Source organism: Sphaerisporangium fuscum, from assembly GCF_018531465.1.
GTDB classification, from domain to species: domain Bacteria; phylum Actinomycetota; class Actinomycetes; order Streptosporangiales; family Streptosporangiaceae; genus Sphaerisporangium; species Sphaerisporangium fuscum.
This window is the reverse complement of record NZ_JAHDTF010000026.1, coordinates 111,114-125,111: the sequence shown is the minus strand read 5'-3', so window position 1 is coordinate 125,111 and position 13,998 is coordinate 111,114. Positions and strand designations below refer to the sequence as shown.

General features: G+C 70.2%; 15 protein-coding genes. 9 read left to right on the top strand and 6 right to left on the bottom strand.

Annotation, left to right across the window (positions count from 1 at the left end; translation table 11 throughout):
• Positions 1–580: 580 nt before the first annotated feature.
• Positions 581–1,513: an NAD-dependent epimerase/dehydratase family protein gene (locus KIK05_RS31235; protein ID WP_214414475.1), complete on the bottom strand. Its 933-nt coding sequence runs from the start codon at positions 1,511–1,513 to the stop codon at positions 581–583.
• A gap of 169 nt (positions 1,514–1,682) precedes the next feature.
• Between KIK05_RS31235 and KIK05_RS31230 the strand changes: the two genes are divergently transcribed.
• A complete protein-coding gene (locus KIK05_RS31230) occupies positions 1,683–2,321 on the top strand; it encodes a TetR/AcrR family transcriptional regulator (RefSeq protein WP_214414474.1) in 639 nt (212 codons plus the stop codon).
• Between the two features lie 122 nt (positions 2,322–2,443).
• Here KIK05_RS31230 and KIK05_RS31225 read toward each other — a convergent pair whose 3' ends face one another.
• The gene (locus KIK05_RS31225; RefSeq protein WP_214414473.1) at positions 2,444–2,800 is read right to left on the bottom strand and encodes a hypothetical protein; all 357 of its coding nucleotides are present in this window, start codon (positions 2,798–2,800) and stop codon (positions 2,444–2,446) included.
• Positions 2,801–2,908: 108 nt separating this feature from the next.
• Here KIK05_RS31225 and KIK05_RS31220 point away from each other — a divergent pair, with 108 nt between their 5' ends.
• A complete protein-coding gene (locus KIK05_RS31220) occupies positions 2,909–3,091 on the top strand; it encodes a hypothetical protein (protein ID WP_214414472.1) in 183 nt (60 codons plus the stop codon).
• A 55-nt stretch (positions 3,092–3,146) separates the two neighbouring features.
• On the opposite strand, the gene KIK05_RS31215 is transcribed toward KIK05_RS31220, so the two are convergent.
• A complete protein-coding gene (locus KIK05_RS31215; RefSeq protein ID WP_214414471.1) occupies positions 3,147–3,626 on the bottom strand; it encodes a MarR family winged helix-turn-helix transcriptional regulator in 480 nt (159 codons plus the stop codon).
• A 136-nt stretch (positions 3,627–3,762) separates the two neighbouring features.
• On the opposite strand from KIK05_RS31215, the gene KIK05_RS31210 reads away from it, so the two are divergent.
• Both KIK05_RS31210 and KIK05_RS31205 read left to right on the top strand, forming a co-directional pair.
• On the top strand, positions 3,763–5,124 hold the full coding sequence (locus KIK05_RS31210) for an MFS transporter (RefSeq protein ID WP_214414470.1): 1,362 nt from the start codon (positions 3,763–3,765) through the stop codon (positions 5,122–5,124).
• 12 nt (positions 5,125–5,136) lie between these two features.
• The gene (locus KIK05_RS31205) at positions 5,137–5,784 is read left to right on the top strand and encodes a nitroreductase family protein (protein ID WP_214414469.1); all 648 of its coding nucleotides are present in this window, start codon (positions 5,137–5,139) and stop codon (positions 5,782–5,784) included.
• Positions 5,785–5,860: 76 nt separating this feature from the next.
• Here KIK05_RS31205 and KIK05_RS31200 read toward each other — a convergent pair whose 3' ends face one another.
• Positions 5,861–6,733, bottom strand: a complete 873-nt coding sequence (locus KIK05_RS31200) for a LysR family transcriptional regulator (RefSeq protein ID WP_214414468.1) — start codon at positions 6,731–6,733, stop codon at positions 5,861–5,863.
• Positions 6,734–6,901: 168 nt separating this feature from the next.
• On the opposite strand from KIK05_RS31200, the gene KIK05_RS31195 reads away from it, so the two are divergent.
• Genes KIK05_RS31195 through KIK05_RS31175 form a run of 5 tightly spaced genes read left to right on the top strand, consistent with a single transcriptional unit; the run spans position 6,902 to position 11,374 of the window.
• Positions 6,902–7,753, top strand: a complete 852-nt coding sequence (locus tag KIK05_RS31195; RefSeq protein ID WP_214414467.1) for a sugar phosphate isomerase/epimerase family protein — start codon at positions 6,902–6,904, stop codon at positions 7,751–7,753.
• Positions 7,750–8,508 (top strand): SDR family NAD(P)-dependent oxidoreductase, encoded by a 759-nt coding sequence (locus tag KIK05_RS31190; protein WP_214414466.1) that lies wholly within the window; start codon positions 7,750–7,752, stop codon positions 8,506–8,508. The genes KIK05_RS31195 and KIK05_RS31190 overlap by 4 nt, the downstream gene beginning before the upstream one ends.
• A gap of 25 nt (positions 8,509–8,533) precedes the next feature.
• Entirely contained in the window at positions 8,534–9,346 is an 813-nt protein-coding gene (locus tag KIK05_RS31185; protein WP_214414465.1) for an alpha/beta fold hydrolase, read from the top strand.
• A 38-nt stretch (positions 9,347–9,384) separates the two neighbouring features.
• Positions 9,385–10,710, top strand: a complete 1,326-nt coding sequence (locus tag KIK05_RS31180; protein ID WP_214414464.1) for an MFS transporter — start codon at positions 9,385–9,387, stop codon at positions 10,708–10,710.
• Positions 10,697–11,374 carry a nitroreductase family protein gene (locus tag KIK05_RS31175; protein ID WP_214414463.1) on the top strand — a complete coding sequence of 226 codons (678 nt, stop codon included), beginning with the start codon at positions 10,697–10,699 and terminating at the stop codon, positions 11,372–11,374. The genes KIK05_RS31180 and KIK05_RS31175 overlap by 14 nt, the downstream gene beginning before the upstream one ends.
• Before the next feature lie 288 nt (positions 11,375–11,662).
• Here the strand turns inward: KIK05_RS31175 and KIK05_RS31170 are convergent, their stop codons facing one another.
• Both KIK05_RS31170 and KIK05_RS31165 read right to left on the bottom strand, forming a co-directional pair.
• On the bottom strand, positions 11,663–12,622 hold the full coding sequence (locus KIK05_RS31170; RefSeq protein WP_214414462.1) for a hypothetical protein: 960 nt from the start codon (positions 12,620–12,622) through the stop codon (positions 11,663–11,665).
• A 301-nt stretch (positions 12,623–12,923) separates the two neighbouring features.
• Entirely contained in the window at positions 12,924–13,979 is a 1,056-nt protein-coding gene (locus tag KIK05_RS31165; protein WP_214414461.1) for an LLM class flavin-dependent oxidoreductase, read from the bottom strand.
• Positions 13,980–13,998 lie beyond the last annotated feature (19 nt).

The window sequence follows — 13,998 nt, the reverse complement described above, 5'->3', positions numbered from 1 at the left end:
TCCTCTCCGAGGGGGTCGGTGTCGTGGAGGTGTGTGCCGTACGGTTGGCTGACGCGGCGTCATGACGCACAGAGATGCCGGCGAGCCACTCGACGTGACGACGGACGCGGCGAAGCCGCTCGCCGAGGGGGATCGTGAGGACTGCGCTACCGCAGCGTTCATCGTTCACGCGACCTGCCGGTCACCGTCGCCTACGGGCTGCTCGGTTCGGCCGCTGACACCCGGGGCGTCCCGCAGGAGACTCGGCTGCGGTGAGCGGACGTCGATCTGGGCGCGGTGCGGGATGGCGGGCCTACTGGTCCGGACCACGGCCCGCCAGGCGCCGCCCCGCTGCGTGCCTCGGCCGAGGCGAGGAGTCTCACGTCGGCCATGGTCGGCCGAACCGTTTCTGATCACGCCCGGCATGGTCGAGGGCGTGGAGCCCGCAGGAGGTCGCTCCCGTGGCCGAGACCCGCGGCGCGTTCCAGCGGCCGGTCGATCCGCCGGAGGGCAGGAGCGCGTCGCGGGCGTGATCGAGCCCGAGCGGCAGACCCTCGGTATCCGAGGTCGAGGACGAAGCGCTGCCAGGATCGGCCTGCAGTCATGACACCTGGAGGCCCTGCCGCCAGGTCGGGTGTGCCGGGCGCCAGCCCAGCTCGCGCTTGGCCTTGGCGTTCGACGCGCCGCGGAGCTCGGTCATCAGCACGACGCCGGCCTCCCCGGCGGCCAGCCGCCCGACGAACCGCGGCACGCGCATCGGCTTCTTGGCGCCCAGCTTGCGGGCCAGCTCCGGCAGCCACTCGGCGACCGGGGCGGGGTCGTCGTCGACGATGTTGTAGACACCGCGGGCGCCGTTCTCGATCGCCGCGACCGTCGCCTCAGCCGCGTCGGCGATGTGGATGAACGACCACACCCCGCCGCCGTCGCCGACGATCGGGAACTTGCGCTTGCGGATCGCCTCGAGCTGCTGGGAACCCGGCTCCATGGAGGTGCCCGGCCCGTAGAACGCGCCGTAGCGAAGCACGATCCCCTCGGTCCAGTCGGCGTCCAGCACGGCCTTCTCCAGATGCCGGATCGCGGCGATCATCGGGGCCATCTGCCTGACCGGCGACGGGTCCAGCCGGTCCTCTTCGGTCTTGACCGGCCCGCCCGTCCTGGCATAAGTGAACGCTCCGTTGCTCGCCGCCACGAACCGCCGCACACCTGCCGCGCGCCCTGCCGCGAGGAGATTGTCGGTGCCCTCGATCCGCAGCCGGTCGGTGGCGGCGAAACTGCGATCGAAATGGCGTGTGTCGATGTGTCCGATGGCGGTCAGCTGATGGACGAGCACATCCGGCTTCGCCTCGCGCACGGCCGCCTCGACCTGGCCGCGATCGAGCGCGTCGGCGACGATCGGCACCGCGCCCTGCTCGGACAGCCTGGCCTTGCTCGACTCGTTCCGCGTCATGGCGAAGACCTCGTGCCCCGCGCCGACCAGACGGGGCACCAGCTGCTTGCCCATCGCTCCGGTCGCTCCTGCCACCAGCACTCTCATGTCAGCTCCTGGTTCCGGTGTGTTCTTGTCTTCATCGTTACGACAGTGCAAGGACTGCCGTCGTGTGCGCTTATTGCACTGATGTGCAACTGATGCACAACGATATACTCGTGCCGAAAACGCCGTCAACACGGCGGTGACCAACGGACCGAGGAGGGACAGCAGCCTGATGACGACTGACACACCAGCCCGCAGCGGCGGCCGGGAGGCGCAGCGCCGCCGCACCCGCAAGGCGATCGTGGATGCGGCGGTACGCCTCAGCGCCGGCGGAGCGACGCCATCCGTCGACGAGATCGCGGCCGCCGCGGACGTGTCGCGACGCACGATCTACATGTACTTCCCGGCCCTGGACCAGCTGCTCATCGACGCGACGGCCGGCGCGCTCAACGAGCCACCGGTCGAGGCGGCGCTGGTCGATCCCGCGCTCGCCGACGACCCGGCAGGCCGAGTCGACGCCCTCATCCGGACGCTCCTGAAGCACTCGCCACAATCGCTACCCCTGGGACGCCGCATGATCCGCTTGACCGTCGACCCGCCCCTGAACGGCGCCCCTGAGCCCATCGGCCCACGCCGCAGCCAACGCCGGCTCGAATGGCTGGACAAAGCCTGCGCCCCCCTGCGCGACACCCTCAGCGAGCAGTCCTACCAGCGCCTCATCTCCGCGTTGACCATGGTGGTCGGCTGGGAGGCGCAGATAGCCCTGCGCGACGTCCGCGGACTCGACCCCCAGGCCGAGCAGGACGCCATGACCTGGGCCGCCCGCGCCCTGGTGGAGGCGGCGATCAGGGAACACGATCGTCAACAGTGACCGTTGTCTCGGGTGCGCGACGCGGTGGGAGTGAACCGGATGATCGCAGGCGTCCAGGCGGATGTTGAGAACCGGTGTGGCCGCTCAGCGCTTCCGTACAGCTGGAACAGGCCGCCGTCAACTTACCGAGGGGAGAATTCGAGCCGCAGGCGATTGGCGCGCACCTCGCCGGCAGGCGGGGACTCGGCCTCCACCTCGTCGTCGAAGGTCGGAAAGACCTCCTTGGCCAGGGCCAGGTAGTCCACGATGTGCGGGTCGCCGGTGCCGAGCAGCAGTATGCGCCTCCCCTTCCCCGTCTCCTGGCGTTGCCGCAGGTCCTGGTCGACCACATCGAGCGTCGCCGAGCAGCGCGATGCGGCCCTTGGTGTAGGAGGGCAGCGGGTCCAGTCGGAGATGTCGTGGCACAGCACCACTTCGGGCGGCGTGGCGGCCAGCAGCGCCGGGACGGGCTCGTACCAGCCGCGTGTCCTGGCCGTCACCTCGCCGAGATCGTCGTCACAGCGCAGCCCCGGCTCCTACTGGCGCACAAACGCTGGAACGGACCGATCGGCGCTGGCGGGTGGCGTTCGAGAGCAACAGCCTGGTCGGTGTGCTCGCCGCGGTACGGGCTCGGCGCCGCGGCGCTCATCCCCGCCAACCTCGAACCGGACATGGCCTGCCACGACGCGGACGCCCTGCCCACCCTGCCGGACGTGGAGCTCGGTCTCGCACGGCGCCCACGGACCGAAGGTGATCCGCTGATGCTTGCGCACTGGGAGCCCGGCGGGTAGCACGAGATCGGACCGCGGGCGCCACATCCTGCGCATGGGCCCCTGAAATGGGGGGTCAGCGGGGGCCGCTGACTTCAGCCTGCAGGAGTTTGGCGAGGATCGCGCTCAACTGGCCGCGCTCGTCGGGGGTGAGGACCTGGAAGGTGTCCTCGAGGAAGGCCGGGATCAAGGCTTGAGCCTCGGCGAGCCGTCGGCGGCCCGAGTCGGTGATGGTGACGGCGTAGGAGCGCCGGTCGCGGGGGTTGCGTTCCCTGCGGACGTAACCCGCCTGCTCCAGGTCGTCACAGATGCCGACCATCACGCTGCGGTCGATCCGGAGTTCCTCGCTGAGCGTCTGCTGAGAGCAGGGGCCGACGGCGTCGAGCATCTGGAGCACGAGGTGCTGCCCGACTCCGAGCCCTTCCCCGGAGGCATGAACGTCGGCGGCACGGGCCACGGCGGCCGAGGCCCGGCACAGCGCGATGTCCAACCGCTCGGCGGCGAGTCGCGGGAAGTACGCCGTCCCGCGGTCCGTCGTTCTGGTCGTTGTCGCCATCACTCTCCCTGTTGCGTTCGGCCGTCAGTCTACCGCAACTCCATCTCCCCGCAGACTGTTTGACAGAAGATGATTTGCAGGCATACGGTCCCGATCGTCTGTCCGCCAATTGTTTACAAGCAGATGGAGTGTGATCGTGACCCGACCCGACCGCCGCCAACAGGTGGCCCTGGCATTGCTGTGCGCCGCGGTGTTCCTGGATTCGATGGACCTGTCGTTGATGGGAGTGGCCCTGCCCGCCATCGGGCGTGATCTGTCGCTGCCGGAGAGCACCCTGCAGTGGCTGATGTCCGGCTACGCGGTCGCCTACGGCGGCTTCCTGCTGCTGGGCGGGCGCATCGCCGACCTGTTCGGCCGCCGGCGGGTGTTCCTGCTCTCGCTGGCGGTGTTCGCGGCGGCGAGCCTGGCCGGGGGGCTCCTGTCGGCTGGATGGCCGCTGGTGGCCACCCGGGTGATCAAGGGGGTGGCGGCGGCGCTCACCGCGCCCGCGGCGCTGTCGCTCATCACCACCACCTTCGCCGAAGGGCCGCAGCGCAACCGGGCGCTGGGCGTCTACTCGCTGGCCGGGGCGACCGGATACACCGCCGGGCTGATCGCCTCCGGCCTGCTGACCGAGATCAGCTGGCGGCTGGTGTTCTTCCTGCCGGTCCCGATCGCCCTGCTCGTGCTGGCCACGGCGCCGGCGGTGCTGCCACGCGGCGTTCGGCCGCCCGGGGCGCGCGAAGGGTTCGACGCCGCCGGCGCGCTCGCGGTCACCGGCGGCGTGCTGATGGCGGTGTTCGCGCTGACGGAGCGGAACTGGCCAGCCGGTGTCACGGCCGTGCTGCTCCTGGGCGCCTTCATCCTCATCGAGCGCCGGCGGTCCGCACCGCTGGTCCCGCTGGAGGTGTTCAGGTCCGGCACCGTGGGCGCCGCCAACCTCGCGGCGCTGGCCTGGGCGTGCGCGACGATCGGCTGGCAGTTCGTCGCCGTCCTCTATCTGCAGCAGGTGCTCGGCTACACCGCGCTGGCCACCGGGCTCGGAATCGTCCCGATGGGCCTTGCCATCGTCATCACCGCCAACCTGGCCGGCAGGCTGATCAACCGGTACGGCCTGGGGCGGGTGGCCGCCGCCGGGATGCTGGTCCAGGGCGCGGGCATCCTGTTGTTCCTGCGGGCCGGGGCCACCGGCGACTACGTCACCGTGCTGCTGCCCGCGCTGGTCGTGCACGGCATCGGCAACGGGCTGTCCTTCCCCAGTCTCAACATCGCCGCCGTCGCCGGCCTACCCGACGAGCGGCAGGGGCTGGCCTCGGGACTGATCACCTCCGCCGTCCAGATCGGCGCCGGCATCGGCGTGGCGGTGCTGGCGGCAATGATGACGCTCGGCGGCTCCACGCTGACCGGATACCGGATCGCCTTCCTGGTCGCGGGCGGCTTCTCTCTGCTCGGCGCCCTCACCGCCGCCTTCGGCCTGCGCCCCCGCCGCTCCACACCCGTACCCGCCCCCACCACCTGAAGGAGACACGTCATGACACTGAACCTCACCCCCGACGAACTGCTGAGCACCACCCGCGCCGTGCGCAAGCGCCTCGACCTCACCCGCCCGGTGCCGCGTGAGCTGATCGAGGAGTGCGTGGACCTGGCCGTGCAGGCACCGACCGGACGCAACCGGCAGCGCTGGCACTTCATGGTCGTGACCGAGCCCGAGCAGCGGCGGGCCGTGGCCGACATCTTCCTGCGCGCCCTGCCGCTGGCCACCGGGCAGCCGCTGACCGAACGCGACGTACGGCGGATGAACTACCACTCCGGCTCCACCGAGCGGGTCTTCGACGGCCTGCGCCACCTGGCCGACAACATCCACCGGGTGCCCGCGTTCGTCATCCCGGGCGTGGAGGGACGCACCGACCGCGCCTCGGTGGCCGTCCAGGCGGGGGCGTGGGGCTCGATCCTTCCGGCCGTATGGAGTTTCATGCTGGCCGCCCGGGCGCGTGGCCTGGGCACGGTGTGGACCACCGCGCAGGGGCCGCTCGAACGCGAGCTGGCCAAGGTGCTCGGCGTGCCGTACGAGGAGGTCATGCTGGCGGCGTTCATCCCGCTGGCCTTCACCATAGGCACCGACTTCAAGCCCGCCCCCCGTATCCCGCGCCAGGAGGTCCTGCACTGGGACCGCTGGTGAGCGGGCCTTACCAGGCCGCCCTGACCCAGGTGCGGCCTGGTAGGCCTCACCAGAGCACAGGCACGATCACGCCTGGTCAGGCCGGCACGGACCGTAGGACGCCGGCCACCTCCTCCACCACGGCCCGCGTGGGCCGCTGACACACCAGCCACGTCGTCATCACGGCTTGGGGTAGTTCCTGGACGGGCCGCCAGCGCCAGCCGGGCAGCTTCAGCGCGGCGACGTGCGAGGCGACCAGCGCCGCATCGGACCGCGTCGCCTGCGCGCAGGCCAGGACGTGCTCGGTGAACTGAGCGAACTGCCAGTACGGCCGGACGCCGATGGCCAGTACGGCCGCCGTGACACTCTCACGGGCGGGCTCGCGTTCACGGGCGTGCACGAGCACCCGCAGTGCGTGCAGATCGCCGATCCGGTAGTCAGGCTCGCCGGCCAGCGGATGGCCGGGCCGCACCGCCAGCCCGAGGATCTCCCGGCGCAACAGCCACGAGGCGTAGTGGCCGGGCGGCTGCTGATGGACCAAGCACAGATCGAGCCTGCCCTCGTGGAGCAGACGCAGTTGGTCGAAGCTCGTGGCCTCCACGTAGTTCAGCTCGGCGTGGGGCAGCACCGTGTCCACCGCCTCGACCACCGAGGACAGCCAGGAACCGGGTGTGGCGGGCGGCACGCCGACGGAGACCACCTGCCGTGCCCGGGCGGCTTCCGAAACGATCTCCTGCGTGGTCGCGGCGAGACCCAGAATCTGCCGGGCGTGCTGCAGCAGCGCCTGTCCGCTCGGCGTCAGCCGCACCCCCCGGGAGGTGCGTTCGAACAACCGCTGGCCGAGCCGCCGTTCCAGATCCATGATCTGCCGGCTCAGCGACGGTTGCGAGACCAGCAGACGCTGAGCGGCCTGGTAGAACGAGCCCTCCTCCGCCACCGCGGCGAAGTAGCGCAGGTGCCGAAGTTCCACGGCCCCTCCTCACCCGGCGAGTGAGCTATACCTGCGGGACATAGTACGCGTGCTCAGAAGGACTTGGACTGCGGCGTGTCTTCGGCCCTGTACTGGTGTCGACGACCATCACCGATGGTGACGCGGAACAGTGAGCAGCTCTCCATGCTGCGTTCTTCGAGGAGCAAGATGAGGCTTGGCGTATGTTCGGCCTGCCTGCCGGAGCTGACGCCGCACCAGGCGACCGAGGCGGCGGCCGCAGCCGGGTATGCCGGAATCGAATGGCGGGTCGCCGTCGAGACCGGTTCTCAAGGACCGGCGCACTTCCTGCGTAACAACCGCTGCACCCTGCGCCCGCGACGAGACGACATCCGCCACGCGCGCAAGCTCTGTGACCGAGTGGGCCTGGCCGTCATCGGGCTGAGCGGCTACGTCCAGGTCGGCGACTCGCGGGGGGTCGAGCAGTTGATGATCTTGGCCGCCGAGGCGGGCACGCCGCGGATCCGCCTGTGGGCGCCGCCCACCACGGACGGCGGGTTCCATCAGGCACTCGGCCAGGCCATCGCGTTCTTCGGCGAGGTCGCGGAGCTGGCCGGCCGCTTCGGCGTGCAGGCGCTGCTGGAGATGCACCAGCGGACGATCTGTCCCAGTGCCGCGCTGGCCAAGCAGGTCGTGAAAGAGCTTCCTCCGCACCTGGTGGGGGTGATCTACGATCCCGGCAACACCGTGGTGGAGGGGTCGGAGGATCCCCGGCTGGCCTTGCAGATCCTTGGCGAGCACCTGGCCCACGTGCACCTCAAGAACGCCGCCTTCGAACGTGCCGAGGGCGGCGGCCCGTGGCGGCATCGCTGGACGCCGATGAACGACGGCGTGCTCGACGTGCCCGCGATCCTGCGGCTGCTCGAAAGCTCCGGCTACCGCGGGTGGGTGTCGGTGGAGGACTTCAGCACCGATCGGCCACCGCACGAGGCCCTCGCCTTCAACGCCGCCTACCTGCGCGGCCACGCCACGTTCGAGCCGACGACGGGAGAGCGGGCGTGAGCGCGAAAGGGGCGATCGTCACCGGAGGGGCGGGCGTCCTGGGCCAGGCCATCGCCGCCCAGCTGGCCGCCGACGGTTTCGCGGTGACACTCTTCGACATCGACGAAGCCGCCGTGACGCAGGCGGCCAGGCGCCTGTCGGCCTCCAGCGGCACGAACGCCGCCGGGTACCGGGTGGACGTGAGCGACCCCGATGCGGTCCGCGAGCAGATCGCCCGGCTGGAACGCGCGGGGCGGCGTCTGGACTGCCTGGTCAACAACGCCGCCATCAATCCGCGCCTGCCGCTGTCCGGGCAGACCCCCGACGCCTGGGACACGACGATGGCGGTCAACGTGCGCGGGCCGATGCTGCTCTGCCAGGCGATGCGGCCCTGGTGGCAGCGTCATGGCGGGGGCCGCGTGGTCAACGTGAGCTCCCGCACCTGGCTAGGAGGTGGCCCCACAGCGTACGTCACCTCCAAGGCGGCCATGGTCGGCCTGACCCGGACCCTCGCCGTCGAACTGGGCCCGCTCGGCGTCACGGTCAACGCCGTGGCACCCAGTGTGGTGGAGACCCCCTTGACCAGGGCAAGTCGTACCGAAGAAGAATTCGAGCAGTTCGCGGCCCGTCACCTGGCGATGACCCCGCTCGGCCGGCTGGCCCACCCTCAGGACGTGGCCGATGCCGTCGCCTTCCTGGCCGGCGAGCGGGCCGCCTTCATCACCGGCGAGATCCTGCACGTGTGCGGTGGTGCCCAGCTCGCACCATCGGCCTGACGACCAACGTACCGAAAGAGCAATCGTGCCCTACTTCGAACGCCGCGGCGTGCGCCTGTTCTACGCCGAATATCCGCCCGCCACCCACCCAGGTCCGCCGCTCAACCTGCTCCTCGTGCACGGCCTGTGGGGCGCGGCCGAAGGTTGGATCCACCAGATCCCCGCCCTGCGGACCCACTACCGCACCGTGGCCGTGGACCTGCGCGGACACGGACGCTCCAGCGCCCCGTCATCGGGCTACGACCTCGGCGACCACGCCGAGGACCTGGCGGCCCTGATCCGGCACGCCGATCTGACGCCGGTCGTCCTGCTCGCCCATTCGATGGGCTGTTCGGTGTCCACCGTCCTGGCCACCCGCCACCCCGACCTGGTCCAAGCCCTGGCACTGGTCGACCCCGACTACGCCGGCGATCCCAGTGAGCGGGAGTGGATGACCCGCCTGGCCGACGACCTGGAGGGACCGGACGCCGACCAGATCGCACAGGACCTCATCAGCGACCGTTTCCACACCCCCGCCACCCCGGAGCATCTGCGCACCTGGCACCTGCTGGAGGTCCTGACACGACCGTCATGGCTACGCGCTCAAACCTTCCGCCACAGCGCCTTCGGCCCCAGCAGCCTGCGCTTTCGTCCCCAAGCCGAACCCGTCCTGCGCAGGCGCCGCCAACCGGTGCTGGCCTTCCACCGCCACCCGGAACGCGCCAAGGTGGAGCGGCTGTGCCTGCCGGACGGCCACAGCCGGATCGTGCAGCACCCTGACGCGGGCCACTTCATCCACCAGGAACAGCCCGACGAGATCAACCACACCCTCATGCAATGGCTGGCCGCCCTTCCCTGATCACCCTCCACCCCCCGCAGAAAGGCAAGCCAACAGCCGTGACAGTCAACGAAAGCCTCGCGCCGTACGGCGCCGCCCTTCCCCCGTCATCACCCCGCCACAAGGCACGCGCTTGGGGCATCACCGCCGTCCTGGTGCTCTCCTCGGTCGTGGTGTTCCTTGACAAAGCCCTGCTGGGCCTGGTCGCCAAGCCGATGAGCGCTGAACTCGGCATGTCGGCCGCCGGGTTCGGCACTCTGGGCAGCGCCTCCTACGTACTGTTCGGCCTCACCTGCATCGCCGTCAGCTTCGCCGCGCAGCGCATCGCGCCACGGTGGGTCCTGCTGGTCTGCGGCCTGCTGTGGGCGATCGGCCAGGTGCCCGCCGTCGTCGCCGCCACCGGCGGCATGCTGTACGCGAGCAGGATCGTCGTCGGAGCCGCGGAAGGACCGGCCAACCCGCTGTCCATGACCGTGCTGTACTCATGGTTCCCCAACGAGCGGCGCGGGCTGCCTCAAGCGCTCTACACCGCGGGCGCCGCCGTCGCCAAGATCGCCCTCGCGCCCGTGCTGACTCTGATCATCATCGGATTCGGCTGGCGTGCAGGCTTTGTCACTGTCGGAGCGCTCGCGCTGGCTTGGTCGCTGCTCTGGCTGGTCGCCGGGCGGCAAGGACCCTACGGCGCCGCCCCCGCCCGGGGCGACCAGCCGCAGCCCGGCCACACCGCCCGCATCCCTTGGCGCCGCGCGCTGCTCAACCGCACCTTCGTCGGCTGCTTCCTCGCCTACTTCGCCCAGAACGCGCTCGCCGCCATCATCTTCACCTGGCTGCCCTCCTACTTCGAGAACGCACTGGGCTTCTCAGCGAAGGCGGCCGGGTCGCTGTTCGGGCTGCCCAGCGCGCTCGGCATCGTGGCACTGGTCACCACCGGAGCGGTCACCGACCGGCTGCTCCGCACCGGCGTCACCTCCAGAAGGGCCCGCGGCCTGCTCGGCGGAGCCTGCCTCACCGGCGCCGGCATCCTGCTGACCTGCCTGCCGCTGATCCACACGCCGCTTCCCGCCATCGCCCTTTTGATGCTCGGCTACGGCATCTCCGTCACCGTCAACACCTTCGCCAACCCGGCCGTGGCCGAACTCGTGCCACCCGCTCAGCGCGCCGGATTTCTCGGCGTCTTCTCCGGGCTCAGTGTCACCGCGGGCATCGCCAGCCCCATCATCACCGGATGGCTCCTGGACCGCGCCGCCACCCCCGAGGCCGGCTACACCACCGCCTTCCTGCTCAGCGGCATCCTGCTCGCCGTCGCCGGAGTGCTGTTCGCCCTGCTCGTCAACCCCGAACGCGACCGCCACAATCCCCTCAGGAGCAACGATGTCCCAGCCTGAACCACACCACCCCTCGCTGGACCTCACCCCAGACGAACTACTCAGCACCACCCGCGCGGTCCGGCGCAGGCTGGATGTGAGCAGGCCGGTCCCGCGCGAAGTGCTCCTCGACTGCACCCGCCTGGCCCAGCAGGCGCCCAGCGGCCGCAACCGGCAACGCTGGGACTTCCTCTTCGTCACCGACCCCGCCCAACGACGCGTTCTGGCCGACCTATGGCGACGCGGCCTGGCCAGCCCCGCGGCTCCGCGACCTCATGACGGCCCCAGCCGCCACGATTACACCGCCGAGGCCGGCTGGCACGCGATCGCCGACAGCCTGCACCATCTCGTCGACATCCTCGACCAGGTACCCGTCCTGCTGGTGCCTTGTATTCAGGTCGGATCGCGGGCCGAGCTCGACGATCCGGCGACACAGGCCGGAACCTGGGGCTCGGTACTGCCCGCCGTGTGGAGCTTCATGCTGGCCGCACGCAGCCGAGGGCTCGGCACCGTCTGGACCACCCCGCACCTCAACTATGAACGCCAGGCGGCCACGCTCCTCGGCCTGCCGTACGAGACGACCGTGCAATGCGCGCTGATCCCCATCGCCTGGACGATCGGCACACAGTTCAAACCCGCCCGTCGGGTCCCGGTCCTCGAGGTCGTTCACTGGGATCACTGGTAGCCCTGGCCGGCGGCGGGACCCGTGACTCTCGTGGTCCCGCCGCCCCAATGAGGGCCCGGACCTCGGTTCCGCGTGCTGCGACCGAGCCCGGGGACCGGGAACGACTGGCCCTGTTCAGCCCGGCCGGCGTGACGTGCTTGCGCGCGGTGTAGGACAGCTCGTGTGCTGATGCGGCCGCCCAGGTGCCGGGCGGCTCGGGCGGCGTGGCCCACGCGAACCTTTCGGCGTCCGGAATCACCTTGCCGACAGCCTCGTGACGTTCGGGCGATATCTGCGGACCGACTGCCCCTATTGCATGCTCACCCCGTGCGGGTGCTTGAAGGAGGCCGGGCAGGTGAAAACCCATAGCGAATATCCGCGGCCGATCGTGATCTGCGGCGGGTTGGATCGGCTCGGGGGCTCGGGGAGCTCTCCCTCCTCAGCATCCTCCTGAGGTCGCCAGATCTCCGCGCCGCCCCACTCTCCGCTGGCGATCTTCACGAGCAGTTCCATCTCGGCACCGCACTCGCAGACCAATGGCACCGGGCCACTGAGGTACCAGCCGGCGTAACCGCCGACCTTCCAGCCATCGGCGATCGCAAGCTCGCGGTAATACCGATCCTCGCCGGATTCCTCCCACATCCGAATCCGCTCCCTGAGGTCGTCGGCGAGCACCTCGTCGTAGGGATACTCGACGACCTGCTCCGGATGCAGGACGCACGGCTCGGGCAGGTACTCGTACTCCATCACCACGGGCTCAGGCTGCTCGCTGAGTACGTCGGTGACGTCGGCCGAACGGCGCCAGCGCAGCATCACCGCGGGACAGTAGAAGGGGTCATGGTCTCGGGGACACCACAGGATCTGGAGGACGTCGGCCCCGGGCGGTCCCACCAGGTCGGGCACGTCCCGCAGGAAGAGTTGAGCGACGGCGAGCATGGTGGTGGGGGTATCGGGGTCGGCGAACTCTTCATCGCGGTCGAGTTCGGCCCTTTCCGCCGGGGTGAACGCCCGCCCCCAGGCAGCCGAGAAGATGTGCCTGCGGCGCCGCTCGCTGTCCAGCCGGGTGAAGTCGCCTTCGTTCTCGTGCGGCTCCTCGCACACCGGCCAAGGTTCGTCGGAGGGCCAAAGCAGGGGACCACCGATCGAGCTGGAGCGCACGTCGGGCGTTCCAGGCCGCGGATGAAGGCGCGTGGCGGTCCGGGCCAGCGGCGCGATCTCAGGGAAGACAGCCGCGATGTCCACCGGGCGCGGCGGCGTGGTCCGAGTCATGCCACCAGAACCTACAAGCGGCGCCGGACAGAACCGGTCCCCCATCGTTCGAGGAGCGTCTCTGACCCATCTGCTCGGAGACCGTCCAGGGTTTCGCCTCCCTCTGGAAGTGCTGGAGCCCGGCAACGCGCCGGCGCCACAAGTCCGCGCGAGCACACCCAGGACGTCTGCGTTGAGCGCGGAAAAGGCGGGCCAGAGCCCGACAACTCCGCACGCAACCGATGGACCTGCGAGGGCGCGACGACTACGACGGCCAGGTCTTGTCGTCGGTGAACCGCGTGCGCACGGCCGGCGGGTCCGTTCAGGTGAGGAGTTTCACGAGCTGAGCCATCTCGGTGGGTGGGTCGATCACCGGCTGGATGAGCAGTTCGTCGATGCCGGCCTGTTCCAGGGTGGCGATGCGGGCGCGGAGGTCGTCGCGGGTGCCGACCAGGGCCAGGGTGTTCATCAGTGAGGGCAGGACCAGGTCACGGTCCTCCGGTGCGATGCGTTCGAGGTAGTTGGGGTAGAGCTTGGTGTGCCGGTCGGGTGCGATGGCGGTGGTGCCGCGCCGGTCGAGGAGCCGCCGCACCGCCTCGCGTTCCTCGGGGCCGAGCCGCTCGGAGAAAGCGCGTGCGTCGGCGGCGAAGGCCAGCAGCGACAGGACGATGTGGCCGGTCGCGTCCCGGGCCGCGTCGCCGTGGGGGTCCTCGTCCTGGTCGAGTACGTACAGCGCGGTGACCAGGTAGGAGTCCGTGCGGGAGTCGGGGTCGCGTGGCGTGTCGCGTGCGGCGTGGCGGCGGGCGTCGTGCAGCGCGTGCCAGGCGGTGGGGTCAAGCAGGCCGAAGGAGATCAGGCCGGTGCCGCGGCGGCCGGCGACGGCGGCGGCCTTCGGTCCTGACAGCGCGGCCACGACGAACTCGATCGGTTCGGCCGTGTTCACGTGCCCCTTGGTGTGCAGAAATCGGACGTCGCGGACTCGGTCACCTTCGCGGTACTCGATGGTGCGTCCGGTGCACAGGTTCTGCAGTGCGGCGATGAAGTTCTCCATCGTGGCCGCTGTGGTCGGCCGCATGCCCAGCGTGCGCCGGGCGGTGTTCCCGGTGCCGATCCCGCAGATGATCCGGCCGGGCGCCAGGGCGTTGAGGCTGGCGAGCCCGCTCGCGGCGGCAGGGGCCGAGCGCAGCGCCGGTGAGGTCACGCCGATGCCCAGCCTGATGCGACTGGTGGCCTTCGCACACAGTCCAAGCGCGACGAAGGGGTCGCCGTGGACCATCGGGGTGTCGTTGACCCAGAAACTGTGCAGGCCCAACTCCTCGGCCTGTACAGCGAGGTCCTCCACACCGGGCTGTGCGCTGACCACGACGCCTGCGCGCATCAGAACCTCCAAGGCGCAA